This is a genomic window from Thalassobius sp. MITS945101 (genome assembly GCF_047123305.1).
Lineage (GTDB): Bacteria > Pseudomonadota > Alphaproteobacteria > Rhodobacterales > Rhodobacteraceae > Thalassobius.
Genome location: NZ_CP138918.1, coordinates 1,618,170 through 1,643,858, shown reverse-complemented (window position 1 = coordinate 1,643,858; position 25,689 = coordinate 1,618,170). Strand labels below are relative to the sequence as shown.

Below are 25,689 nucleotides of genomic sequence, written 5' to 3'. Positions count from 1 at the left end.
CGAAACCACTGCCCCGTAGGAGGACGGCCTTGCAGCCGCGCGCGGAACAGGCCTATGGTTCCGGCAGATTTACAAAGGGATGGATCATGGAGATTCAGAAGATCGGGGTGATTGGGGCCGGCCAGATGGGCAACGGCATCGCCCATGTGATGGCGCTGGCAGGTTACGATGTACTGCTCAACGACGTTAATCAGGATGCGCTGGACAAGGCCGTTGTCTTGATCACTCGCAACCTGGACCGCCAGGTCAGCCGCGAGAAGATCTCGGCAGAGGATCGGGATGGGGCGCTGGCGCGGATCAAAACCACATTGCAACTGCCCGATCTGGGGCAGACCGATCTGGTGATTGAGGCCGCAACCGAACGTGAGACGGTGAAACAGGCGATTTTCGATCAGCTGACGCCGCATCTACTGCCACATACGATCCTGACCTCAAACACATCGTCAATTTCGATCACCCGTCTGGCCAGCCGCACCGACCGACCGGAAAAATTCATGGGCTTCCATTTCATGAATCCGGTGCCTTTGATGAAACTGGTCGAACTGATCCGCGGCATTGCCACCGACAAGGAAACCTATGAGGCCTGTCTGAAGATCGTTGAACGGTTGGATAAAACCGCCGCCAGCGCCGAGGATTTTCCAGCCTTCATCGTGAACCGCATCCTGATCCCGATGATCAACGAAGCCTGTTACACGTTGTACGAAGGTGTGGGCAACGTGGCCTCGATCGACAGCGCCATGAAGCTGGGCGCGAACCATCCGATGGGGCCGCTGGAACTGGCGGACTTCATTGGTCTGGACACCTGTTTGGCGATTATGAACGTGCTGCATGATGGCCTGGCCGACACCAAATACCGCCCCTGCCCGCTGCTGGTGAAATATGTCGAAGCTGGCTGGCTGGGCCGCAAGGCTGGCCGTGGCTTCTATGATTACCGCGGTGATACGCCGGTTCCGACCCGTTGACTGCCATGATCTAAAACGGAAAACGCCGCGCGGTCCGACCAGACTGCGCGGCGTTTTCTATTTCGGGCGGCCCAGAAGCCTCAGCCTTTGAGAGACAGGGTATGGTCCCGGAGCCAGGCAATAAAGCCACGTGGATCAGAGGCCAGCCGCGCCATCTGTTCTTCATCCAGAGGTGCCCCCACCACGGGGCGCTGCGGTTTGTTGCAGCTGTGCACGATCTCATGCAGCAACAGCCCTTGCCGCAAAGTCGCCGAAAGGCGGTTGGCGATCTGATACCAACGCGAGTTCTGGCCGGGAAAATGGATCGGCACCACAGTCGCGCCCGACCGGCGGATCAACTGCGCGGTGAAGACGTTCCATTCGCGTTCCTGCACCGGGCCGAACATCGTATCTGACGAAGCCACAACGCCAGAGGGGAAGACCGAGACCACGCCACCCGCCTTTAGGTAAGCCATGGCTGCCGCCCGCATCTCCACGCTTTTGCGCTGCGCATCTTCTTCATGTGGGAAAGGCACCGGGATCAGGTAGGACGAGGCCACCTCATCAATCCCTGTCAGCAAAGCGCGGGTCAGAATGCGGTAATCGGGACGGCGGCGGCCAATCAGGTCAGCCAGAATCATCCCATCCACCAGCCCATGTGGGTGGTTAGCAACAATCACCACGGGGCCGGTTTCGGGGATGTTGTTGATCTGCTCTTGCGGGGTTTCCAGCGGGATCCCCATCACGTCCAGCGCGCCGCGCCAGAACGCCTGCCCTTCCGGGGCGCCGTTCTTTTCAAACCGCCGGATCATCCGCAGGATCGAGAATTTGCCCGTCAGCCATTCCAGCGTTTTGATCGCCAGAACCTGTGGACCGCTGTCAAAAGAGTTTGCGTAGGTGAGGGACCGGCGATCATAGGTGGTCGGGCTCTGAGGGGAGGCTGATTGCTCCACCCCGCTGTTCTGAGAGCTGTCCACCAATGCTGCGCCTCTTACATTCTTCTGGCACGCGCCGCGGCGTGCTTACATGTCCTCACCAAAACGATCGGCCACAAGGGCCTCGATCGCGTCCGCCAGCGCCTCTGCATCTGCGCCGGAGGTCTGAACCTCAATAGTGGTTCCCTTTGATGCTGCCAACATCAAAAGCCCCATAATGCTGTCGCCTGAGGCCGACATGCCATCCTTTGACACCTCTGCCGTAGCGTCAAATCCTTCAACAACCTCAACAAGTTTGGCAGAAGCACGGGCATGCAGCCCCTTGACGTTGATGATCGGCAACTGCCGCAAAGTGGTCTGGCTCATGGTCTAAATGTCTTTTCTGACGATCTGGCTGTCAATGTATTTCCGCCCCGCCTCGGTTGCGGTGCGCACCGCATCCGCAACCCCCAGATGGCGGGTCTTGGCCAGTTTGATCAGCATAGGCAGGTTTGCCCCATACATGATCCGGCGGTTGTCGGGTTGGCAGGCCATCAGGGACAGGTTGGAGGGCGAGCCGCCAAACATATCCGTGACCACAACAACACCTTCGCCCTGGTCCACCTCGTCGGCGGCTTTGCAGATCTCGGATTGCTTGGTCTGCCGATCATGTTCTGCTTCGATGGAGATCGCCTTGATGCCGGGCTGTTTCCCAACAACATGCTCAATGGCCGAGAGGTATTCTTTGGCCAATCCTCCATGCGCGACGATGACGATACCGATCACGCTCGCTTCCTTATCCTTGATCCGCAGGTTCATGCGGTTGTTTGCGACCGGGTGCTTGCTGCGCCCGCTCCAACTCGCGGTGCCTAGTTGACACCTGCCAGCCATGCTCCGCAAGGGCCTGCGACATCTTTTCTGCAATTGCAACTGACCGGTGCTGACCGCCTGTGCAGCCAAACCCCAGCGCGAAATGCGCCTTACCTTCGGCCAGATAGGCCGGCAGCAACAGCTCTGTCAAATCCTTCACTTTGGCAAAGAACGCATCAAACCGTTCGTCCTGCCCAACATAGTCCGCCACCTCAGCGCTGGTGCCATTCAAGGCCCGCAGCGAGGGTTCCCAATAGGGATTGCGCAGGAAACGGCAGTCCAGCACCATGTCCATGCCACGGGGCAGCCCGCGTTTGTAGCTGAAGGAGTTTACCGAAACGGCCAGACGCGCGCCATCTTCGGGGGTGACCATGCGCTCAATCTCGGCCCGCAGATCATGCGGGGTCAGATCTGAACTGTCGATGAGGATATCCGCCCGTGCGCGGATCGGCACCAGCAAGTCCAACTCGCGCTGAATGCCCTGATCGGGGCTTTCGGCCGGGGCCAGCGGGTGGCGACGACGGGTTTCTGAAAAACGGCGCAGCAACACTTCGGGTTGGCAGTCGACATAGACCAGCTCAGGCGCAACCCCGGCCATATCCTGCAGGCGGTCCAGCGTTTCGATCAGCGCATTGGCCGAAAAGTCACGGTTGCGCACATCCAGACCCAGCACCAGTTCGCGGTCCATTGGCGGACCTTCCAGCAAACGCGGCAGCAGTGATAGAGGCAGGTTGTCGATCGCCTCAAAGCCCAGATCCTCCAGCGCGCGGATCGCGGTAGAGCGCCCTGCCCCCGAAGGGCCGGTCAGCAGGATGATCCTTTGCTGTGCGTCGCTCATGTCGTCTCCGTTGCTTGGGGGGGGATGTTCAGGCCCACCGTCCGGCTTTCAGATATTGTAGAATCGCTGGTGCAAAATGCTGCGCCTGCACTGTGTGTAGCAGGGGCAGCGTCAGACCCAATACCGAAATGTTACGGGGGTCCGGCAAGCGTTGCGTTTCTACATCCTCAAGAGAGATATAGGCAGCCACCCGCACAGGACCAACGGCTTCGGCGTTCAAGATCCCGAGATTGCGGGCTTCAACCCGCCCACGGATCGCTGCGGGTGCATCGACAAACAGATCGTCTCCGTGGCGCCAGAGACAACAGCGGTCATCTGAAACCAACCCTGCCCCGAGCGCCATCAGCTGCAACGCCAGCGCTGATTTACCGGCACCTGAGGGACCGGTGATGACAACGGCGCGGCCCGCATGGGCCACGGCACTTGCATGTTGGATCAGGCAGTCCTTGTCGGACGGTCGGGGATCGCTTGCCGCAGTCACCCGGCTCAGAGCGGCAGGCCAACCACGAAGCGGGCACCCAGCGGTTCCGAGGTCGGATCCGCATCGGTGGGGCGGATGTTTTCCGCCCAGATCACGCCGCCGTGGGCCTCCACGATCTGCTTTGAAATCGCCAGACCAAGGCCAGAGTTGTTGCCGAACTGGTTTTCAGGCCGCTCCGAATAGAAACGTTTGAACACTTTGGTCAGCGCCTGTTCGGGAATGCCGGGGCCGGTGTCTTCGACCACGATCAACACGCGGTTTTCCCGGCGGCGGGCCCAGACGCGGATGGCATCGCCCTCTTCGCAGAAGGAAATCGCATTGGTGATGAGGTTCACAAAGACCTGTGCCAGACGGGCCTCAAGCCCCATGATCTGAACCGGTTCATCTGGAAGGTCGGTGATGAAATCGATGCTGTCCTCACCCGCCTGCTGGCCCAGATATTCACTGATGTTGCCCATCATCTTCATCAGATCAAAGGCTTCCTGCTCTTCCTTGACCAGTTCGCTGTCCAGACGCGATGCGTTGGAAATATCGCTGACCAAACGGTCCAGACGGCGCACATCGTGGTCAATTACGTCCAGCAGCTTTTCGCGGTGCTCTTTCTTTTTGACCATCCGCAGGCTGCCCACCGCGGAGCGGAGCGAGGCAAGCGGGTTCTTGATCTCATGCGCCACGTCGGCGGCAAACTGTTCGTTGCTGTCGATCCGATCATACAACGCCGAGACCATGCCGCGCAGGGCACCGGACAGGCGGCCGATTTCATCCGGGCGCGCGGTCAGATCGGGGATGCGAATGCGCCCACCGGCCTTTTGTCCGTCATCACGGGCACGGCCCAGTTCAGCGGCGGTGGCCAGATCGCTCAGCGGATTGGCAATGGTCGAGGCCAGCACAAGGCTAAGGCCAATGGACACCAGCGTTGCGATCAGGAACATCTGCAACACACGTTCGCGTTCTTCCCGCACCAACTGGTCAATCTCACCGGCCGCACTGGACAAGGCCACGACGCCTAGAACCTGACCGTTGTTCAGAACCGGTGTGGCAACGGTGAAGATCGTGCCGCCATCCGCCGCCAGACCAGTCTCAACCCGCGTGGCACCTGACAGCGTAGCCTCCGAAAGCTTTGCGGCCCGTTCCTCAACACTTGGCAAACGGGTTGCTGTGTCGGGGGCGAAGGGGGCGGACAGAAGGTTCCACACGGCGTTTAGGCCATCGACGATCACTGTCGCGCCTGGCTCTGGCAGCGCCCCGGTCTGGGCGATGCCTTGGCCTTGTGTAGCGGCGATGACCTCGGCGGCGGGGTCGAACACAAACAGCGAGATACCTTCGCGTAGATCCAGCCCTTCAAGCGTGCGAGACACGTCCGGAACACCGCCCAACTGCAGGGGTTCAGCGGTCTCTTCCAGCTGCGCCTCGATCACATCTGCAATCAATTCTGCCTGTGAAACCAAGGCATTGCCCCGCTCCACCGCCAGACTGTCCTGTGAGGAGGACAGCATCAGAACGCCGCCCACCAGGATATTCAACGCAATGAGGTTAAAGGTGATGATCTTGCGTGTCAGCGGCGAGCGCTTCAGCGACCACAGGCCCCGACGATCGCGCCGTGCCTGCATTTCCTTCTCAACCAATGCCTCGGGGGCGACGAAATCGTCACCCAGCACCACATCGCCGTCCTGATGTGCGCCACGTTGAGGCAAGTTCATTCCTTCCGCCATAGCCATGAGAGGTTAGCCCTCACTCGTCGTTGTAACGGTAGCCGATGCCATAGAGCGTCTCGATCGCCGAGAACTCATTGTCGACGGTGCGCATTTTCTTGCGCAGACGTTTGATGTGGCTGTCGATGGTACGGTCATCCACATAGACCTGATCGTCATAGGCCACGTCCATCAACTGGTCGCGCGATTTCACAAAACCGGGGCGTTGCGCCAGCGCTTGCAGCAGCAGAAACTCGGTCACGGTGAGGGTCACGTCCTGACCCTTCCAGCTGACCGAATGGCGCAGTGGATCCATCCGCAATTCGCCACGTTCCATCACCTTGGTCTCTTCGGTTTCCTCAACCACATTGCCTTCCACCACATCTTTGCGGCGCAGCAGGGCACGGATCCGTTCGACCAGAAGGCGTTGCGAAAACGGCTTCTTCACATAGTCATCTGCGCCCATGCGCAGGCCCAGAACCTCATCGATCTCATCATCTTTCGAGGTGAGAAAGATCACCGGCATGGTGGTTTTCTGACGCAGCCGCTGCAACAGATCCATGCCGTCCATCCGGGGCATTTTAATGTCCAGAACGGCCATATCGGGGAGCTTTTTGTTAAAAGCATCCAGCGCTGATTGGCCATCGTTATAGGTTTCAACCTCGAAGCCCTCAGCCTCAAGAGTCATTGCGACGGACGTCAGGATATTCCTGTCGTCGTCCACAAGGGCGATTTTCGACATGAGAGAATTCCTCTACTGCTCTTCTTGCCTGTTTTTTCTTTCATTATGCCCAAGATTTGTTGGGTCAATCAATCGGAAACTGCGAATCAGGCCAGCGCGGGAATCATTTTGGCGGTGAATTCCTCTAGGAATGGCTAATTTGTCTCACTTTCATGCATCCAATCCGCGCGTATCGGAAACTTTGCCCGCCTCCGGAGTCCGGTGATTGCGCTAACCTCTAAATGGTTGCGCTAACTGCGCTAAACCGTCCTGTTCCTTCACATAATCGACATGTTATGAGCCAAACATCGGGTGTTGCGCCCGATCTGGCGCGAAAGTGGAGTTTCGTGCCCGGTGGCAAAAATTCCGTGACGGACACACGGATACAGGAGCTAGGCAACATGACATTTGGACGGGTAAACCCGCAATTCCAGCTTGAGGATCAAGGGATCAAAGGGCTGGGCGATGTCTATTATAACCTCATGGAGCCCGCGCTGATCGAAGCCGCGCTCAAGAACAACGAAGGCAAGCTCGGCAAGGGCGGCGCCTTCCTCGTAACGACCGGCAGGTTTACCGGCCGTTCCCCCAAAGACAAACACGTGGTCAAGACGGCAGATGTTGCCGACAAGATCTGGTGGGAAAACAACAAAGCGATGTCGCCCGAAGGCTTCGATGCGCTCCATGCGGATATGCTGGAGCACATGAAGGGCAAGGACTATTACGTGCAGGATCTGGTGGGTGGCGCTGACCCGACCCATTCGATCAACGTGCGTATGGTGACAGAGCTGGCCTGGCACAACCTCTTCATTCGCCACCTGCTGCGCCGCCCCGAACGCGAGGCGCTGGACAGCTTTGTGTCGGATTTCACCGTCATCAACTGCCCCAGCTTCAGCGCTGACCCAGAGCGTCACAACTGCCGTTCGGAAACCGTGATCGCGATGAACTTCGAAAAGAAGCTGATCCTGATCGGCGGCACCCAATACGCCGGTGAGAACAAGAAATCGGTCTTCACCCTGCTGAACTACCTGCTGCCGGAAAAAGGCATCATGCCGATGCACTGCTCGGCCAACCACGCCATTGGCAACCCGGTCGACACCGCCATCTTCTTTGGCCTGTCGGGCACCGGTAAAACCACCCTGTCGGCAGATCCGTCGCGCACCCTGATCGGTGACGACGAACACGGCTGGTCCGATCGTGGCACCTTCAACTTTGAAGGCGGCTGCTATGCCAAGACCATCGGTCTGAACCCGGAAGCCGAGCCCGAGATCTACGCCACAACCGAAAAGTTCGGCACCGTGATCGAGAACATGGTCTATGACGAAGAAACCTTCGAACTGGACTTCGATGACGCCAGCCTGACGCAGAACATGCGCTGCGCCTACCCGCTGGACTACATCTCGAACTCGTCCGAGAGCGCCCTGGGTGGTCATCCGAAGAACGTGATCCTGCTGACCTGTGACGCCTACGGTGTCCTGCCGCCGATCGCCCGTCTGACCCCGGCCCAGGCCATGTATCACTTCCTGTCTGGCTTCACCTCGAAGACGCCGGGCACCGAACGAGGTGTTGTTGAGCCAGAGCCGACCTTCTCGACCTGTTTCGGCGCGCCGTTCATGCCGCGCCGCCCTGAGGCCTACGGCAACCTGCTGCGCGAAAAGATCGCCAAACATGGCGCAACCTGCTGGCTGGTGAACACCGGCTGGACTGGCGGCGCCTTTGGTACCGGTTCACGGATGCCGATCAAGGCCACCCGTGGCCTGCTGACCGCCGCCTTGGAAGGCTCGTTGAACGAAGTGGAATTCCGCAAGGATGAAAACTTCGGCTTCGACGTGCCGGTGTCAGTGCCCGGTGTCGACGACCAGCTGCTGGACCCGCGCCAGACCTGGGAAGACAAAGCCGCCTATGACGCGCAGGCCGCCAAGCTGGTGACCATGTTCGCAGACAACTTCGAACAGTATGTGCCGCATATCGACGATGACGTGAAGGCCGCTGCAATCGGCTAAACGGCCTGCAAAATACGCTCCTGTAGGGTCTGCGACAGAGACCGCAACCCTTACGAGAGTGCGCAACGCAAATGATGATGTCCCGGCCCCTCTTCCGGGGCATCATCTGCATTCAGCACTCAAGCAGAGACAGCCATCACCCGTTCGTCCAAGGGGACGTGCATCACGTGGCGCAGATCATTGAGCGCCATCCAGACCATGTTGCAGTCCATCGGCGCGTTGCGCCCATCTATTTTCCAGCTCAAGCAATAGGGATCGCTGTGCATATAGCCTTCGCGCTCAGCCAGCCCGCGCCGCGCCACAGGGCGCAGAATGAAGCCGAAAACATGATCCGGCTGCCAGTGCAACATTGAGGTCAAGAAGGCGAAACGGGCCAGAACATCGATCAATCCCCGTCCCCGATAGGCCGAATCATCTGCCAGCCACATCTCCCCGTGATAGACCGCGCGGCCAGTGATCTGCTGCGCACCCGGCCCCGGACGAAACCACGAGCCCTCCATATCGACCCCCACGCCACCGGGCGGAAACTCGACAAAACGGCTGCTGAGATAGCGCGCCAGAGTTTGATCACAGAGATCCAGCAACCGCATCGCCTGGGTGTGCACCAACTTGCCTTTCGGGTTGTGACCAACCACCCAAATCCCTCGGGCCTTTGGTAAAAATGTCTTTGCCGAGTCAAACGGTGGCCCCAGCGGCTGCTGCGGCCGGCCCGCAGCAACGATACGAGCATATTCCTCGAAATCGTCGCCCACCGTCAGCTCTAGCTGATGGGCCGTTAATGTATTGATTGTCTGCGTAAGATAACGCGCGCCGTCGAATACATCTTGAATTGTCATTGTTTTCTCCTGTGCTTAGACACAGGAATAGGATGCCCAACCTACGGTGAGTTGTCTTGACCACCAGATGGCTTAGGTGAAATCTCATCCATAAGCAGATCGTCCGGCATCGTCTCAATCTCTGCCTGTGACACCCCGCCAATTTCCAAATCGTGGCTCCGTACCACCAGCGAGGCGAGCGCAAAACTGTCGTCCGGATAGCGGCAGCCCAACAGCAATCGCTTGAAGCTGATCGGCTCTGTCTGCCCCTCAATACCCCGGTCCATTCGGGTGTGAATGTGGTCGTAGCGCATCCCCCGTGACGCGCGCACTTCTTCAAAGGGCTGATGCAACTGCGAGGCGTGTTCCTGTCCCCCTGGAAGACGCGGAACTTCGCGCCCGACGGCGCTGTACTCCCAGCGCTTACCATACCAGGTTGCATAGGAACTTTGCCCGCCAACAGCCGAGCAGACCCAGCCCACAGAGGCCCGGCGGAACACCATCAGATAGGGGCGCACCAGGTCGAAAGCCTCATGGGTGATTTCGCCTTCGGCGTCCGCCCAACACTTTACCCCTGCCTTGAGCAACTCTGACTGACCGGTCCAGATCTTTTGCAGGGAATGCTGCTGCAGATAGAAGAACCATCCGCTCCCGTCGCGTTTGACAATATGATGCAATCCGCCGCGATGGCCGGCCTCATTGTTCAACCATGACAACCCGCGTGCCTGAATATCCTGTGCCTCCTGCAGCGCGTGCCGCCCGGCCTCAGTCAGGTGGTACTGGCGGTCATCCACAATGAACAACCGCTCCCCTTTTATCTGCTCCAAGGTGCTGATATGTCGGCGCACAGTTTGACGGGTTGTGCCCATTTGCTCGACCGCGCGAGACAGGTTCAATGTCTCCGCCAGAGTGGTAAAGGAGCGCAACATTTCAAACAGCAATGGGTGATTCTTCTGCTCAGCCACAGAGATCTCCTTGGGTTGCACACCCGTTCACTGGTACTCGGTTTTGGTTAACGTCGGGTCCGCGAGTGAAGCGAAAGCGCCGAAAGTCTCTTTTTCTTGGGGCTTTACTCTACCGGTAAACAAATCATACATCAATGGATGATCCGCATGCCGGAGTCGGAAATTTCTAATCAATTGATTGAAACGGGTAGAATTGAATACTTCTTAGAGTAGTCTCACTCACGGAGAATTACATGTCACACCCAGTAGATGTCCACGTCGGCAAGAAACTCAAAAACCTTCGCGTTCTGCGCGGTCTCACTCAGACCGATGTTGCCAAGGGGTTGAGCATCTCTTTCCAGCAAGTGCAAAAGTATGAACTAGGACGTAACCGTATCTCGGCCAGCAAGCTGTTCGAAATCGCAAACATCCTGAACGTGCCGCCGGCATACTTCTTCGAAGGTCTGGATCAGACCGCCGATGACTCCACCCCTGTCATCGATGAAGAAACCGCCCGTATCGCCGCCGTGTTCAGCAAGATCCAGGACGATCGCCTGAAAGCGCAGATCCGGTCCTTTATCGATGCGGTTGCCGGTTACGTCCCGGCGGAGCATGGCCAGAACGGCCATTAACCGATCAGGGCGCGGCGCAGAAGGTTCAGCGCCGCAACCAGCAGGACGATCAGCGTCGCCTTTTTGAACGCGGCCTGATCAATCCGCTCATGAAGCTGGAAACCGACCCAGGTTCCCAGCAAAGCAGGCACCAGCAGGGACGCGGAGAAGACCACCGTGTCCGTTTTCACCACTCCGGAACTGATGTGTGCCAGGAACAAAACCAGCGCGCCAAGGCCGTAAATCACGCCCTGTACGCGCAGTTGTTCCCCTTTCGGGGTCTCCAGCGCGGTGAGATACATCACCGTCGGAGGCCCCCAAACACCTGAAAGCCCGCCAACAAACCCAGCCACCGCCGCAATGGCTGCTTCGATCAATCTGCGCCCTTTCTGCGGCAGACGCAGCTGCACACCGGCCAGTTGGATCAGGGCAAAGACGGTCACGGGTGCGCCGATCATCAAAAGCATTGTCTCAGGCTCCAGATACCGCACCAGCTGCGCGCTGGACAGGATCGCGATGCCACCGATCAGCATGAACACACGAAACCGCTTCATCGATTCCCAGGCCGCCTGCCGCCCCTGCCGCAGCGCCTGCCAACCGTTGGTGGCCAGCGTCGGCAGCATCAATCCTGCCAGCGCCAGTTCGGGCGAAATGACAGAGCTGAGGCCGGAAATCAGGATCATGGGCATAGCAAATCCCACCATGCCTTTGATCACCCCGGCGCCAAGCGCGATGACAAAAGCGATCAAATATGTCTCGGGGCTGATAAGCGAAAAAAGCATGTCCATACGGCCTCTTAACACGTCTGACACGGTGCGGGCAGAGAAATCGGTCACGCAATTATCAGAACCGTTTTTCTACGTACGGGTATTTTTGTTGCGCTGCGACTGCGAAATAGATATGCACAGTGCAGCAAAACGAGGAATTGATTCATGGCTCATGATGGACAGGACGTGACGATGACGAAAGACGCCCTTCTCCCCGATCTCCTGACCCTGACCGGCGCGGCTGTGGCCCCGGTCGAGGCGCTGCTGGAAACCGCCACCACGCGGGTGCGTGACGCTGTATCCGTTGATGGCCGCGTCTCGGGCGCATTGCTGGAGGAAAACCAGACCGCCGCCCACGGCCTGTCCTGGCTGGCGACCTATGCCTTTTCGCTCAAACAGATGCAGGCCTGGGCCGAAAAGCTGTCGGGTGAAGGCAAGTTTGGCAAAATGGAACAGCTGATCCACCAGATCGCTTTTGGCGAATACCTCTGGCAGATCTATGGCGGCATTCCGATGAGCCAGAACGAAATCATCCGCTTGCAGGATCTGGGCCTCACCCAGGATGAGATGCGCGGGTTGATGCAGCCCGCCGTTATGACCCTGTGTGACAGCGGCAACAGCCAGGCCGCCCGCACCGCCCTGATGGAGCTGATGCAGGACAACGCTGGCTTTGCCACCTTCGGCGCCACCGGTCTGGACGAAGAGCTGGAGATGATCCGCGATCAGTTCCGCCGCTATGCAGATGAGCGAGTGATCCCCGAAGCGCATGAATGGCACCTCAAGGACGAGTTGATCCCGATGGAGGTCATCGAAGAACTGGCCGAAATGGGCGTCTTTGGCCTGACCATCCCGGAAGAGTTTGGTGGCCTTGGCATGTCCAAAGCCTCGATGGTGGTGGTGTCGGAAGAACTGTCGCGCGGCTATATCGGCGTTGGGTCTCTTGGCACCCGCTCTGAAATCGCCGCCGAGCTGATCCTTGCAGGCGGCACCGAGGCGCAGAAAGAACAGTGGTTGCCGAAATTGGCCAGCGGCGAAACCCTGCCCACTGCCGTTTTCACCGAACCAAACACCGGCTCTGACCTTGGTTCGCTGCGGACACGTGCGGTGAAAGGGGACGATGGCGACTACACCGTGACCGGCAACAAGACCTGGATCACCCACGCCGCCCGCACCCATGTGATGACCCTGCTGGCACGCACCGATCCAGACAGCGCTGACCACCGCGGCCTTTCGATGTTCCTGGCAGAGAAAACCCCGGGCGACGACGCAAACCCCTTCCCCACGGAAGGCATGACCGGCGGCGAGATTGAGGTGCTGGGCTATCGGGGAATGAAGGAATACGAACTGGGATTTGACGGCTTCAAGGTGAAGGGCGAAAACCTCCTTGGGGGCGAAGAAGGTCAGGGTTTCAAACAGCTGATGAAGACCTTTGAGGCCGCCCGCATCCAGACCGCTGCCCGTGCCATTGGCGTGGCGCAGAACGCGCTGGAGGTCGGCATGCAATACGCCAATGACCGCAAGCAGTTCGGCAAATCGCTGATCAACTTCCCGCGCGTCTCGGGCAAGCTGGCGATGATGGCGGTAGAGATCATGATTGCCCGTCAGTTGACCTATTTCTCAGCCTGGGAAAAGGACCACGATCAGCGCTGCGATTTGGAGGCCGGCATGGCCAAGCTGCTTGGCGCCCGCGTGGCCTGGGCATCGGCGGACAATGCGCTGCAAATCCACGGTGGCAACGGTTTTGCGCTGGAATATCAGGTCAGCCGGATCCTTTGTGATGCCCGGATCCTCAACATCTTTGAAGGGGCTGCCGAAATTCAGGCTCAGGTCATCGCCCGCCGTCTGTTGGGCTGACACCCGCCCCCAATGTGAATTCCCAGAGGGGGTACGGGTCCCCTCATCCCCAACTGATGCGGCCCCAGTGGCCGCATTTTTTTGGCGTGCAAGGGGGCCGGGCGCGGCCCGGCCTGCCTCCGGCGGGGATATTTTCGCCAAGAAGAAGGCCGCATCATTCTGGCACGCAGATCTCCCCTGCCCGCATGGCACGCCATGTCCGCAGCAGCAGCCCCAGGATAATCACGCTTAGGACTGTGAGGAGCCCGGTGCCAATGAGCTGATGTGCCATGCTGCCGGTGTTGGCGGCGAAGGTGAAGCTGGCGATGGTGACCGCCGCAAAGGGGAAACTCAGCGCCCAGAAGCTCAGCGCAAAGGGCAGTCGCAGGATGCGCGGCAATTGCAGTGCCACCAGCAGGGTGAAGAAATACGCCGCGTTGATCAGCAGGCGGGCGAAGGCATCGACCTCTCCATAGAGACGCACCCAGGCCAGGAACGCCACCGCAGGCGGGGCAATCAGGATCACCAGCGTGGGCTGCAGACGTCCGGGCAATGGGTCATGGAAGATCAGACGGTTCATCACCAGCGCCATCAGGACGATCCAGAACACCAGACCAACGGACATGAAATACCAGCTCAATTCAAAATAGCCCAATGGCACGCCCGCGATGGGGACAAAAACATTGCCCACCGCTGGAATGAACCAGGCGGGGCTGAGGTGCCCGGTCTGGAAAGACCGTGATGAAATCCAGCCGGTGACCACGGCCAGCGTCAGCACCGCCTGTAGCGCCATGCCGATGATCCACAGGAACTCGGCCAGTTGCGCGTTGCGGCTGAGGGTGGCAGATCCAAGTAGCAGCAGCGAGATCGAGACCGCTGGAAAGAAAGCCATTTTCACCGGATGGCGCCATTCCCCCATTACGGCGGCGGGGTATTGCAGGCATTTGGCCAGATACCCCATAGCCAGCAGGAAGAAGAGAAAACAGGTGAAGCCGTAAATCCCATGCGACAGGGTATGCGTCATGCCATAAATACCCTCGGCGGCCTGCACTGCGAGGGTTAGGCCGGACAGCCCCATGATGATCGCAAAGATTGTGATCGGGTAGTGTTCCAGCTTGCTGTGAGTAATGGCATCTGCGCCGTTTGGCTGTGTCATGGGGGGTCTTTTCGATACCTCTGTTTGACGTTTTGGCAGGCTGCAACCGCCCACATTCTTATTATTGCATATAATTGCCCGCAGCCTTGCGCCAGATCAACTGGCAGGGTGTGCGGCACAAACGCATTGGGGCCGAGAGTGCGCTCCCGGCCCCGCTTTGGTCAATGCAGAGTTTTGTGATCGCCACACCGGCGCGCCTGCCGGATCAATGGAAAATCCGCAACAGGAACAGGGTGATCCCCGGGAAGGCGACCAGAATGACCACCCGCACGATGTCCGAGGCAACAAAGTACATCACGGCCTTGTAGGTCTCGACCATCGGGGTCAGACGGTCCATCGAATTGATAACAAAGAGGTTCATCCCCACCGGTGGTGTGATTAGCCCAACCTCAACCACAATCAGCACAATGATGCCGAACCAGATCGCCGTTTCTTCCATCGTCAGACCAAAGTCCAACGTCGAAATAATCGGGAAGAAGATCGGGATCGTCAGCAGGATCATCGACAGGCTGTCCATCAGGCAGCCAAAGACCAGATACAGCGCCAGAATTATCGCCAGGATCGCCCAGGGCGAATAGCCCAGCCCGACCACATAGTTCGACAGTTCCTGCGGCACCTGTGTCAGCGCCAGAAACCCGTTGTAGAAGCCAGCCCCCAACACGATGAAGAAGATCATCGCAGTGTTTTTGGCCGTCGCGGTGAAGCTGCCAAGCAAGGTGTCTTTGGTCAGGCCGCCATTGAGGAAGGCAATCAGACCGGTGCCAAACGCACCAACAGCCGCGCCCTCGGTCGGGGTGAAGATGCCGGCGTAGATGCCGCCAACCACGGCCAGGAACACCAGCAGCACCGGCCAGACCTCTGCCAGGGCACGGAACCGTTCGGCCATCGGCATGGCCGGGCGCACGCCGGCGCTGTCAGGGTGCATGCGGACATAGATCGAGATGGTGATCATATAGCCGATCGCGGCCAGAATCCCCGGCACAAAGGCTGCCAGAAACAGCTTGGCGATGTTCTGTTCGGTCAGGATCGCGTAGATCACCAGTATGACCGAAGGCGGGATCAGGATACCCAACGTGCCGCCCGCTGCCAGAGTGGCGGTGGAAAAGCCACCAGAGTAGCCGTAGCGGCGCAGCTCTGGCAGGGCGACCTGGCTCATGGTGGCGGCGGTGGCCAGCGAGGAGCCACAGATCGAGCCGAAGCCCGCGCAGGCCCCGACCGAGGCCATGGCCACACCGCCGCGACGGTGGCCTAGAAAGGCCTCAGCCGCTTTGAACAGCGCCTGGCTCATGCCGCCAAGGGTTGCGAAATGCCCCATCAGAATGAACATCGGCACAATCGACAGCGAGTAGCTGGAGAAGGTCGAATAGGTTTCCGTCTTCAGCTTGGCCAGCGCCATATTGGTGCCGCCAGTGACCATATAGAGACCGCCCAGCCCGACCAGGAACATCGACAGCCCGATCGGAATACGCAGGAAGATCATCAACAGTAGGACCGGGAAGGACGTCAGCCCGATTTCTAGATTGGTCAATGCTCTGCCCCTTCTTGCACGATGAGCTCACGGTTGGTGACAAACTCGCCCAGACGCATCATGGCGACATAGGCAGAAACAAAGGCGGCCACGCAGGCCGAGGCGAAACTGGCGGCATAGGCCCACCAGATCGGGAATTGCAGCAGAAAGGTGGTTTCGCCATAGAGCATCTTGGACTGCATCCCTGCATTCAGACGCCAGGCGATCAGGGCGAGCACCAGCGCAAACAGCACCTCGCCAACCAGCGTGATGAACCGGTTCACACGCAGCGGAAACCGCGACGTGAAGATATCAACCGAGGCATGGCCACCGGTAATCTGGCACAGCGGCAGGAAGGCAAAGATCGTAAAGGCGATGCCCGCCTCGACCAGTTCAAAATCGCCCAGGATCGGACCAATGCCCGTATCCAGCAATGTCTTGGCAAACCCGCCAAGCAGGGCCTCTGACAGCCCGCTGTGCAACATCGTGTTAAGCGTCCGCCCCAATACCGACACGCAGGTGATCAGGATCAGCGCGGTCAGCACCACCCCGCCAACCATCGCCATCGCGCGCGCAAGTCCCATCATGAAACGATGCATTCTATCCCCTTCTCTCCCGCTCGGGAGAATTCCAGCGTCCCCGCTGAGAGTGGAAAGGCCACGGCGTTGCCGCCGTGGCCCGCGTTCCTCAAAACCCTAAAGGGTCTTACATGGAGTGTTTGGCGATCAGCGCTTTGGCCTGATCCAGCAGGGCCTGACCGTCAAAACCTTTGCCGTTCATTTCTTCGACCCAATCGGCCTCTTCGTTGGCGGCAGCGGCTTTCCATTCGGCAACCTGATCTTCCCCCAGTTCGATGATGTTGTTGCCACGGTCGGTGGCGAACTTCAGGCCCGGGGCGTCATAGTCCTGCATGGTCTTACCGGCCCATGCAGAAACATCCGCACCCGAGTTTGAATCGATCACGGCCTTCAGATCATCCGGCAGGGCCATGTACTTCTCTTTGTTCATCGCGAAGATGAAGGTGGTGGTGTAGAGCGAGCTGTCGCCGAACGAAGTGTGGTTTTCCACCAGTTCCGGCACCTTCAGCGCACCGGTCACTTCCCACGGGATAACAGTGGCGTCGATCACACCTTTCGACAGCGCCTCAGGCACGGCCGGCACCGGCATGCCAACAGGGGTGGCGCCCAGCGACGAGAACATCTTGTTGGTCACGCGGGTCGGCGCACGCAATTTCACACCGTTCAGATCCGACACCGAGGTGATCGGCTCTTTCGAGTGGATCAGGCCAGGGCCATGCACCCAAACCGCAATCACTTTGAACGGGGCGTATTCCTTGTCCAGCATGTTGGCTTCGGCATAGTCCCAGTAAGCGCGGCTGGTGGCTTCGGCATCAGTCATCATGAAGGGCAGTTCAAACACTTCACCCTGCGGGAAACGGCCGGGGCTGTAGCCCGGAACGGTCCAAACGATGTCAGCGATGCCGTCCTGCACCTGACCGATCAACTCGGGCGGGGTGCCGCCCAGCTGCATGGCGGGGTAGCGGGCGATCTTGATGCGGCCTTCGGATTCGGCCTCAACCTTGTCGGCCCAGACGTCCAGAATGTGCTTGGGGACGTTTGCCTGCGCTGGCAGGAACTGGTGCAGGTTCAAGGTCACATCGGCTGCAAATGCAGTCACGGTTGTTCCCATCAGCACAGCCGCCGTAGCAACACCACGCAGAGCGTTCTTCAGAATGGTCATGTCTTTCCTCCCATGAACCTAGGTCTAGTCCCGCAATTGCGGGGATGATGGTCCCACACGCCCCTCCCCGGGCGGGTGAAAGAAGCCCGTTCAGGGCTCGTAATCAGGTTGCTGCGCCGGATGTGCGGCGGCAAAGGCCTCTAGGTCATTGCAAGAGTTGCAGACCTCACGCACCCGGTGCAACCCGGTAATATCCACGCCGAACCGTTCGGCGGAAAACACTTGCGGCACCAGACAGATATCGGCCAGCCCCGGGGTGTCCCCAAAGCAGAACCGTGTGTCCGTGCCCGCCTCATTCAGCAGGGCCTCACAGGCGGCCAAACCGTCGCCGATCCAGCGGTGCAGCCACTGTGTCACCTGCGTATCATCGCAGCCCAGCGGCCCACGCAGATGCTGCAGCACCCGCAGATTTTGCAACGGATGAATCTCACAAGCGATCGCCTGGGCAAATCCCCGCACCAACGCGCGTTGCTCCCTCTCCACAGGCAGCAGCGGCACCTCGGGGTGTGTTTCTTCCAGCCATTCCAAAATGGCCAGCGACTGCCGCAAAACGGCGCCTGTTGGCGTCACCAGCACCGGCAGCAGTTCCTGCGGGTTTAGCGTGGCAAACGCCGCCTCTTTCTGAGCGCCGTTTTTCAGGTGCACAGGGGTGAAGTCGTATTGCACCCCTTTCAGATTGAAAGCGATGCGGCAGCGGTAAGAGGACGACGAACGGAAGTAGCCGTAGAACTTCGGCGCCTGTTCCGTTGTGACTTCTGTGTGCTGCATACCGCCCTCCCCGACAGATAATGCACATGTTAACTATATGTCGGTACATCTGGCAACACCCTGCCAAAGATTTATTGACGATGTCAATTAAATCAAAACCAACCCTGCGGTCAGTTTTGTTGCAAAAAGAAAGAAAATGCAAGATTTTGCGCAGATTTTTGGAACATTCTTTTCCTGCTGATTTTCCAAAGAAAAGAGCCGCCCCGCAGGTTTCCCCTGCGAGGCGACTCTATTTTTCCCATCTTGTTGGCCACCAAATCTAAAGAATCACCAAGGGAGATTCCCTACGCGGATGACCGCCCAATGAGGCTTAGTTCAGCGCCTTATCGGTGATGGCATGGGTCCAGGCGCCTTCAGGCTTCTTGGTGATGACAGGGTCAGAACCACCCGACATCAGCGACGAAACGGTGCGGTCGAAGTCGGCCGGATCCAGCGCGCCGTTGCTGCCGGCTGTCAGTTTGGCAATCTCGCCCATCATGCGGATCTGATGCTCTTCGGTCTGTGCACCCGAAGCATCGTTGTCCAGAACGATCATCGCCGCCTCTTCCGCGTTCTCCTCGGCCCATTTCCAGCCCTTCATCGAGGCCCGCACAAAGCGCACCATTTTATCTTCAAAGGCCGGATCTTTCAGGTTCTCTTCCATGACATACATGCCATCTTCCAGCGTCGCGACGCCCTGATCCTCATACTTGAAAACCACCAGATCGTCCGGGCTGAGGCCCGCATCAATGATCTGCCAGTATTCGTTATAGGTCATGGTCGACACACAGGCTGCCTGCCCTTGCAGGATCGGATCCACGTTGAAACCCTGTTTCAACACGGTCACGCCAGCGTCCCCGCCATCGGTGCTGAGACCCAGTTTGCTCATCCAGCTGAGGAAGGGGTATTCATTGCCAAAGAACCAGACACCCAGCGTTTTACCGGCGAAATCTTCCGGCCCGGAAACGCCTGCATCCTTGCGGCAGGTCAGCATCATGCCCGAGGATTTGAACGGCTGGGCGATGTTGACCAGACCCAGACCTTTCTCACGGCTGGCCAGTGCCGACGGCATCCAGTCCAGCACCACGTCAGCACCACCACCGGCGATCACCTGAGCAGGCGCAATGTCCGGGCCACCGGGTTTGATGGTCACGTTCAGGTCTTCTTCGGCGTAGAACCCCTTGTCCAGCGCCACGTAGTAGCCCGCGAACTGCGCTTGTGTCACCCACTTCAGCTGCAGCGTCACATCATCCGCAGCCTGCGCCATTCCGGCCCAGACACCCATGGCTGCAACCCCGAGGGACTTGATCATCGTTTTCATGTCATACACTCCTTGTTGTTTTCCCTAGTTGGTTATGGCTTTGGTTTAATTGATTTAGCCACGTTGCGACGGGTGCCAGAAGGTCAGCGCCTTCTCCAGTAAGGCGACCCCGCCGTAGAAGGCCGAGCCCACAATCGCGGCAACCACGATTTCAGCCCAGACCAGATCCAACGCCAGTTGCCCGACGCTGGTCGAAATACGGAACCCCATGCCTTTGATGGGAGATCCGAAGAACTCCGCCACGATGGCACCAATCAGCGCCAGGGTGGTAGTGATTTTTAACCCGTTGAAGATGAATGGCATCGCGGCAGGCAACCTGAGCTTCAACAGAGTCTGCCAATAGCTCGACGCGTAGGTCCGCATCAGATCGCGTTGCATCTTGTCGGTGGCCTGCAGCCCCTCGACCGTGTTCACCAACATCGGGAAGAACACCATGACCACCACAACCGCCGCCTTGGACTGCCAGTCAAAGCCGAACCACATCACCAGAATCGGCGCCATGCCTACAATCGGCAAAGCGGCCACGAAATTGCCCACCGGCAAGAGGCCACGCTGCAGGAAGGGGAAGCGGTCAATCACCACTGCAATCAGGAAGGCCGAACCACAGCCCAGCACATAGCCCGACAGCGCCCCTTTGATCACGGTCTGCACAAAGTCCTGCCACAGAATGTGGGTGGATTGCGCAAAAGTCACTGCAATGACCGAAGGCGCTGGCAACAGCACCGGTGACACTTCAAAGCCACGGACCACCGCTTCCCAGATCAAAATCAGCGTGACGCCGAAAATCACCGGCACCGCCAAGGCGGTGACCCGCGACTTGGGCAGCTGCGACAACCAAACATTGGCGCGCCAGCCGACCAGCCAGCTGACCAGTCCAAAGACAATCCACATCATTGTGCCATCCCCATCTTTCTAAGGGTGATCTTCTGGATCATCCCGATCAACGCCACCAACAGCGCTGCCAAAGCCGCCGCCATAATCAGCGCACTCCAGATCTGAATGGTCTGGCCGTAATAGCTGCCCGCCAGCAGACGTGCGCCCAATCCAGCCACAGCCCCCGTCGGCAATTCGCCCACAATGGCCCCCACCAGCGAGGCCGCCATCGCCACTTTCAAAGAGGCAAAGAGGAACGGCATCGAAGACGGCAGACGCAGACGCCAAAACTCTTGCCCCGAGGTGGCATTCCAAGTCCGCATCTGATCCAGCTGCATGCCATCAGGGCTGCGCAGGCCTTTCACCATGCCGACAACCACGGGGAAAAACGACAGATACATCGAAATCATCGCCTTCGGCAGCAGGCCCGAGATGCCCACCGCGTTCAAAACCACGATAATCATCGGCGCAATCGCCAGAATGGGGATCGTCTGACTGGCAATCACCCAGGGCATCACACTCATATCCATGACCCGATTGTAGACAATCCCAATGGCCAGAAGGATGCCAAAGCTGGTGCCCATCACAAATCCCAACATGGTGGCTGAGAGGGTGATCCAGCTGTGATAGATCAGCGACCGCTTCGAGAAAGCCCGCCCTTTGGCAACCATCTCCCCAGTGGTTTTCCAGATCTCAGCGACCACCTGATGCGGCGCCGGCAGCTTGGGTTTCTTTTGGCTCCAGGTGTCAGCGACAAGCGCGGTGAAACTCAGTTCAACATTGTTGCGCTTGGCCTGATCCTTGGCCCAGGGCGTGTTCAAGGCCACGGCAGCGGCATACCAGATCACAAAAATTGCCGCGACCACAGTTAGGATCGGAATGAGGGATCTCATGCCATGCCCCCCTGCTCTTTCAATGATCCGCAAATACTCATCTGACGCCGCATGAGGCACGCGTAGTTTTTTGAGTATTTTAAGATCATTGAAAGGAATTTGTGGTTTTCTGCCACCACGGTACAGGCTGGAGAGCCGATGACCGTGATCGTTGAAAGGGCCCGTCCCCTTAACCCGAAGGCGGGGCGATGGTGCAGTGGGGGACGCCCTGCTGCGCCGCGTCGCGTCAGATTCTTCGAATCAGTCATAGGCATGCCCCGCGCGCAGCCCGTCGCGCACACGGTGCGCGATCTCCAGAAACTCGGGGGAATCGCGAATATCCAACGGGCGCTCTTTCGGCAGGGTGCTTTCGATCACGTCGGTGATCCGTCCCGGCCGCGGGCTCATCACCACGATCTTGGTCGAGAGATACACCGCCTCGGGAATCGAATGGGTCACAAAGCCGATGGTTTTGTTGGTGCGCGCCCAGAGCTTCAGCAGCTGTTCATTCAGGTGATCGCGCACGATTTCGTCCAACGCACCAAAGGGCTCATCCATCAATAGAATGTCCGCATCAAAGGCCAAAGCCCGCGCAATTGACGCCCGTTGCTGCATGCCGCCTGAAAGCTGCCAAGGGAATTTCTTCTCAAAACCTTCCAGTTCCACCAGTTCCAACACACGGCCAATGCGTTCCTGTTGCTCGGGTTTGGAGTATCCCATGATCTCCAATGGCAGGCTGATGTTGCCCCCAATCGTGCGCCACGGGTAAAGCCCGGCGTGCTGGAACACATAACCATAGGCCCGTGCTTTACGGGCCTCCTCGGCGCTGACACCATTGACGGTGATGCTGCCCGCGGTGGGGTGTTCCAGATCGGCCATACAGCGCAGGAAAGTTGTCTTGCCGCAGCCCGAAGGCCCGATAAAGCTGACAAAATCCCCTTTGTGAATGTCCAGATCGACGTCCTTCAAGGCATGTACGGGCCCGTCGTTGGTCTGAAAGGTCAGCGACAGATTATTCGCGCTGATGACAGTGGTATTGGTCACGTCCCTGTGTCTCCGTTACTGCGTGAGAAGTCGCAGCATTTTGTTCTTTTATGTCAACGACAAACGCCCCGAACATGGTTCGGGGCGCTGCCAAAATCAGATCCCTGCCGGAATATTCAGCGGATCACGGTTGATCTGCTTCGGCGCGGTCAGTTCCTTCCACTTGGACAGGGCGACGGAGGCCGAGTTGAAGGCTGGACGCGGCACAAAACGGCCCCGGCCCGGCTGCGGCTGGCTGTTCTGCCCCCAGGCCCAGATGACCTCGCCACGGCTGAGTGTGTAGCGCGCCTGTGCCTTGACCTGGAAATCCTCAAAGACGTTGTAATCCAACACAGAATGATGGTTCGATGCCGAAATGGTCTTCGAAATTTTCGGGTCCCAGACCACGATGTCAGCATCCGCCCCTTCCACAATCGCACCCTTCTTGGGGTAGATGTTGAGGATCTTCGCCACATTGGTCGAAGTGGCCGCGACAAATTCATTTGGTGTCAGACGACCGGTTTCCACCCCTTCGGTCCAAAGCACCGCCAGACGTTCCTCCAGCCCGTTGGAGCCGTTGGGGATCAGGCAGAAATTGTCTTTGCCCATCAGTTTCTGATCGCTGGTAAAGGCCGCGTGGTCGGTGGCCACCACCTGCAGGCTGCCCGATTGCAAACCGGCCCAGAGGCTGTCCTGATGGTCCTTGGAGCGGAATGGCGGCGACATCACGCGACGCGCCGAATGCATCCAGTCGCCTTTGTAATACTCGCTTTCATCCAGCGTCAAGAACTGGATCAGCGGCTCGCCATAAACCCGCATACCCTTCTGGCGCGCACGTCGGATCGCCTCATGCGCCTGCTCACAGGAGACATGCACAATATAGAGCGGCACACCTGCGGCATCGGCAATGGTGATTGCCCGGTTGGCGGCCTCCCCTTCAAACTCAGGTGGGCGGGAATAGGCGTGGCCTTCGGGGCCAGTGATGCCCTTGGCCAACATCTCCTGCTGCAGATCCGCCACCAGATCGCCGTTCTCCGCATGCACCATCGGCAGCGCCCCCAGCTCTTTACAGCGTTTGAACGAGGCATACATTTCGTCGTCCTCGATCATCAAGGCGCCTTTATAGGCCATGAAATGTTTGAACGAGTTCACCCCCATGTCGACGGCGTCTTTCATCTCGTCAAAGATGGTCTCGTTCCAGCCGGTGATCGCCATGTGATAACCGATGTCCGAACAGATCTGCGGCGCCGATTTGCGGTGCCATTCGTTGATCGCGTTCTTAATCGACCCGTCTTCCCCCGGCAGGCAGAAATCGACCAGCATGGTGGTGCCGCCCGTGGCCGCCGCCCAAGTGCCGCTTTCAAAAGTCTCGGCTGCGGTGGTGCCCATGAAAGGCATCTCAAGATGGGTGTGTGGGTCAATCCCACCGGGGATCACATAGGCGCCTTCAGCGTCGATATATTCGTCACCCTTCAGATCTTCACCGATCTGTTTGATCACCTCGCCCTCGATCAGCACATCGGCCTTCCAGGTGCGGTCGGCGGTGCAAACAATGCCGCCTTTGATCACTTTGGTTGTCATTGTTCTTCTCCCATTGTCGCGGGTGGGCTCTTGTTTCTTCTTGGCCCAAGTATCCCGGGGGTCCGGGGGCAGCGCCCCCGGTATGTTCTGAGGTTAGTCTACCACCTGCGCGGTCTCCAAGACCGCATGCAGCAGCACATCGGTGCCTGCAGCGGCCCAGTCTTTGCTGATTTCCTCGGCTTCATTGTGCGACAGGCCATCCACACAGGGGCACATGATCATCGCGGTGGGGGCCACGTCATTGACCCAGCAGGCATCATGGCCGGCGCCGGAAACGATATCCATATGGCTGTAGCCCAGCCGTTCCGCCGCATCCCGTACGGCACTCACACAAGCCGCGTCAAAGGCAGGCGGATCAAACTGGCCAACAATTTCCCAGTCCAGCCCAACCTCGATCTCTTCACAAAGCTTCGGCGCCTTCTCAGCAAACTCCGCCAGCATCGCGTCGATCACCTCTTGCAGGTGGCTGCGGAAATCGATGGTAAAGACCACCTTGCCCGGAATGATGTTGCGTGAGTTCGGATAGACATCCACATGGCCAATCGCGCCTACCGCATTGGGCTGATGTTTCATCGCAATCTCATGTACCAGCTCGGTGATACGGGCCAGACCACGGCCAGCGTTTTTACGCATCGGCATCGGGGTAGAGCCGGTGTGGCTTTCCTTGCCAGTCACGGTACATTCGATCCAGCGCAGGCCCTGGCCGTGGGTCACAACACCGATGTCTTTGCCCTCAGCCTCCAGAATGGGGCCCTGTTCGATGTGCAGCTCAAACATCGCGTGCATCTTACGCGCACCGACTTCTTCGTCGCCGATCCAGCCGATCCGGGCAATTTCATCGCCAAAGCGTTTGCCCTCAGCATCAACCCGATCATAGGCCCAGTCCTGGGTATGACGGCCCGTGAATACACCCGAGGCCAGCATGGCCGGGGCAAAACGTGTGCCCTCTTCATTGGTCCAGTTGGTGACCACAATCGGATGTTTGGTCTTCACCCCCAGATCATTCATGGTGCGGATCACTTCCAACCCGCCCAGAACGCCAAGGACACCATCGTATTTGCCGCCGGTCGGCTGGGTATCAAGGTGGCTGCCCATGTAGACCGGCAGCGCATCAGGATCAGAGCCTGCGCGGGTTGCAAACATATTGCCCATGGTGTCCAGCCCCATGGTCATACCCGCCGCCTCGCACCAGGACTGGAACAGGGCGCGGCCCTCAGCGTCCTCATCGGTCAGGGTCTGGCGGTTGTTGCCGCCCGCGATCCCGGGGCCGATCTCGGCCATATCCATCAGACTGTCCCAAAGACGGTCGCCATTGATTTTCAGATTTTCGCCCGGCGCAGACATGCCGTTCTCCCTCCGCAATTCTCATTGGAGGGTCGCCGTCCTATCCGCGATCGGTCTTTTTGATCTGGCTGGAGAGCGGCGCCCTCTTGCTGCTTTTTT

The 25,689-nt window shown here is 58.7% G+C and carries 25 protein-coding genes; 4 read left to right on the top strand and 21 right to left on the bottom strand.

Annotation, left to right across the window (positions count from 1 at the left end; all coding sequences use genetic code 11):
• The first annotated feature begins 86 nt into the window (after window positions 1-86).
• Window positions 87-962 carry a 3-hydroxybutyryl-CoA dehydrogenase gene (locus tag SIC14_RS08280; protein WP_412565350.1) on the top strand — a complete coding sequence of 292 codons (876 nt, stop codon included), beginning with the start codon at window positions 87-89 and terminating at the stop codon, window positions 960-962.
• An 80-nt stretch (window positions 963-1,042) separates the two neighbouring features.
• Here SIC14_RS08280 and SIC14_RS08275 read toward each other — a convergent pair whose 3' ends face one another.
• Genes SIC14_RS08275 through SIC14_RS08245 form a run of 7 tightly spaced genes read right to left on the bottom strand, consistent with a single transcriptional unit; the run spans window position 1,043 to window position 6,477 of the window.
• Window positions 1,043-1,921, bottom strand: coding sequence for a lysophospholipid acyltransferase family protein (locus SIC14_RS08275; RefSeq protein ID WP_412565349.1), 879 nt, complete (start codon window positions 1,919-1,921; stop codon window positions 1,043-1,045).
• 42 nt (window positions 1,922-1,963) lie between these two features.
• The gene (locus SIC14_RS08270) at window positions 1,964-2,242 is read right to left on the bottom strand and encodes an HPr family phosphocarrier protein (RefSeq protein ID WP_412565348.1); all 279 of its coding nucleotides are present in this window, start codon (window positions 2,240-2,242) and stop codon (window positions 1,964-1,966) included.
• Between the two features lie 3 nt (window positions 2,243-2,245).
• Window positions 2,246-2,641, bottom strand: a complete 396-nt coding sequence (locus SIC14_RS08265; RefSeq protein ID WP_412565347.1) for a PTS sugar transporter subunit IIA — start codon at window positions 2,639-2,641, stop codon at window positions 2,246-2,248.
• 10 nt (window positions 2,642-2,651) lie between these two features.
• A complete protein-coding gene (rapZ, locus tag SIC14_RS08260; RefSeq protein WP_412565346.1) occupies window positions 2,652-3,563 on the bottom strand; it encodes an RNase adapter RapZ in 912 nt (303 codons plus the stop codon).
• A 28-nt stretch (window positions 3,564-3,591) separates the two neighbouring features.
• Window positions 3,592-4,044, bottom strand: coding sequence for an HPr kinase/phosphorylase (locus SIC14_RS08255; RefSeq protein ID WP_412565345.1), 453 nt, complete (start codon window positions 4,042-4,044; stop codon window positions 3,592-3,594).
• Between the two features lie 5 nt (window positions 4,045-4,049).
• Entirely contained in the window at window positions 4,050-5,762 is a 1,713-nt protein-coding gene (locus tag SIC14_RS08250; RefSeq protein ID WP_412565344.1) for an ATP-binding protein, read from the bottom strand.
• Window positions 5,763-5,775: 13 nt separating this feature from the next.
• Window positions 5,776-6,477 (bottom strand): response regulator transcription factor, encoded by a 702-nt coding sequence (locus SIC14_RS08245; RefSeq protein ID WP_412565343.1) that lies wholly within the window; start codon window positions 6,475-6,477, stop codon window positions 5,776-5,778.
• 380 nt (window positions 6,478-6,857) lie between these two features.
• Between SIC14_RS08245 and SIC14_RS08240 the strand changes: the two genes are divergently transcribed.
• On the top strand, window positions 6,858-8,456 hold the full coding sequence (locus tag SIC14_RS08240; RefSeq protein WP_412565342.1) for a phosphoenolpyruvate carboxykinase: 1,599 nt from the start codon (window positions 6,858-6,860) through the stop codon (window positions 8,454-8,456).
• 119 nt (window positions 8,457-8,575) lie between these two features.
• Here the strand turns inward: SIC14_RS08240 and SIC14_RS08235 are convergent, their stop codons facing one another.
• Both SIC14_RS08235 and SIC14_RS08230 read right to left on the bottom strand, forming a co-directional pair.
• Window positions 8,576-9,292, bottom strand: a complete 717-nt coding sequence (locus tag SIC14_RS08235) for a hypothetical protein (RefSeq protein WP_412565341.1) — start codon at window positions 9,290-9,292, stop codon at window positions 8,576-8,578.
• Between the two features lie 41 nt (window positions 9,293-9,333).
• Window positions 9,334-10,236: a helix-turn-helix domain-containing protein gene (locus SIC14_RS08230; RefSeq protein ID WP_412565340.1), complete on the bottom strand. Its 903-nt coding sequence runs from the start codon at window positions 10,234-10,236 to the stop codon at window positions 9,334-9,336.
• Between the two features lie 233 nt (window positions 10,237-10,469).
• Here SIC14_RS08230 and SIC14_RS08225 point away from each other — a divergent pair, with 233 nt between their 5' ends.
• Window positions 10,470-10,847 (top strand): helix-turn-helix domain-containing protein, encoded by a 378-nt coding sequence (locus SIC14_RS08225; protein WP_412565339.1) that lies wholly within the window; start codon window positions 10,470-10,472, stop codon window positions 10,845-10,847.
• Here SIC14_RS08225 and SIC14_RS08220 read toward each other — a convergent pair.
• Window positions 10,844-11,614: a sulfite exporter TauE/SafE family protein gene (locus SIC14_RS08220; RefSeq protein WP_412565338.1), complete on the bottom strand. Its 771-nt coding sequence runs from the start codon at window positions 11,612-11,614 to the stop codon at window positions 10,844-10,846. The genes SIC14_RS08225 and SIC14_RS08220 overlap by 4 nt on opposite strands.
• A 144-nt stretch (window positions 11,615-11,758) precedes the next feature.
• Between SIC14_RS08220 and SIC14_RS08215 the strand changes: the two genes are divergently transcribed.
• On the top strand, window positions 11,759-13,447 hold the full coding sequence (locus tag SIC14_RS08215; RefSeq protein WP_412565337.1) for an acyl-CoA dehydrogenase family protein: 1,689 nt from the start codon (window positions 11,759-11,761) through the stop codon (window positions 13,445-13,447).
• A 154-nt stretch (window positions 13,448-13,601) separates the two neighbouring features.
• Here the strand turns inward: SIC14_RS08215 and SIC14_RS08210 are convergent, their stop codons facing one another.
• From SIC14_RS08210 to SIC14_RS08160, 11 genes are all read right to left on the bottom strand, one after another.
• Window positions 13,602-14,582 (bottom strand): SLAC1 anion channel family protein, encoded by a 981-nt coding sequence (locus SIC14_RS08210; protein WP_412565336.1) that lies wholly within the window; start codon window positions 14,580-14,582, stop codon window positions 13,602-13,604.
• A 205-nt stretch (window positions 14,583-14,787) separates the two neighbouring features.
• Window positions 14,788-16,110, bottom strand: coding sequence for a TRAP transporter large permease (locus SIC14_RS08205; protein WP_412565335.1), 1,323 nt, complete (start codon window positions 16,108-16,110; stop codon window positions 14,788-14,790).
• The gene (locus tag SIC14_RS08200; RefSeq protein WP_412565334.1) at window positions 16,107-16,688 is read right to left on the bottom strand and encodes a TRAP transporter small permease; all 582 of its coding nucleotides are present in this window, start codon (window positions 16,686-16,688) and stop codon (window positions 16,107-16,109) included. The genes SIC14_RS08205 and SIC14_RS08200 overlap by 4 nt, the downstream gene beginning before the upstream one ends.
• Before the next feature lie 106 nt (window positions 16,689-16,794).
• Window positions 16,795-17,829 carry a TRAP transporter substrate-binding protein gene (locus tag SIC14_RS08195; protein ID WP_412565333.1) on the bottom strand — a complete coding sequence of 345 codons (1,035 nt, stop codon included), beginning with the start codon at window positions 17,827-17,829 and terminating at the stop codon, window positions 16,795-16,797.
• A 90-nt stretch (window positions 17,830-17,919) separates the two neighbouring features.
• A complete protein-coding gene (gene maiA / locus SIC14_RS08190; protein WP_412565332.1) occupies window positions 17,920-18,597 on the bottom strand; it encodes a maleylacetoacetate isomerase in 678 nt (225 codons plus the stop codon).
• A gap of 310 nt (window positions 18,598-18,907) precedes the next feature.
• The gene (locus SIC14_RS08185; protein WP_412565331.1) at window positions 18,908-19,897 is read right to left on the bottom strand and encodes an ABC transporter substrate-binding protein; all 990 of its coding nucleotides are present in this window, start codon (window positions 19,895-19,897) and stop codon (window positions 18,908-18,910) included.
• Between the two features lie 54 nt (window positions 19,898-19,951).
• Complete coding sequence (locus SIC14_RS08180; RefSeq protein WP_412565330.1) at window positions 19,952-20,791, bottom strand: ABC transporter permease; 840 nt, start codon at window positions 20,789-20,791, stop codon at window positions 19,952-19,954.
• The gene (locus SIC14_RS08175) at window positions 20,788-21,663 is read right to left on the bottom strand and encodes an ABC transporter permease (RefSeq protein ID WP_412565329.1); all 876 of its coding nucleotides are present in this window, start codon (window positions 21,661-21,663) and stop codon (window positions 20,788-20,790) included. Before SIC14_RS08175 ends, SIC14_RS08180 begins: the two co-directional genes overlap by 4 nt.
• Window positions 21,664-21,903: 240 nt before the next feature.
• Complete coding sequence (locus SIC14_RS08170; RefSeq protein WP_412565328.1) at window positions 21,904-22,686, bottom strand: ABC transporter ATP-binding protein; 783 nt, start codon at window positions 22,684-22,686, stop codon at window positions 21,904-21,906.
• Between the two features lie 96 nt (window positions 22,687-22,782).
• Window positions 22,783-24,246, bottom strand: a complete 1,464-nt coding sequence (hydA, locus tag SIC14_RS08165; protein ID WP_412565327.1) for a dihydropyrimidinase — start codon at window positions 24,244-24,246, stop codon at window positions 22,783-22,785.
• A 93-nt stretch (window positions 24,247-24,339) separates the two neighbouring features.
• On the bottom strand, window positions 24,340-25,590 hold the full coding sequence (locus SIC14_RS08160; protein WP_412565326.1) for a Zn-dependent hydrolase: 1,251 nt from the start codon (window positions 25,588-25,590) through the stop codon (window positions 24,340-24,342).
• Window positions 25,591-25,689: the final 99 nt, after the last annotated feature.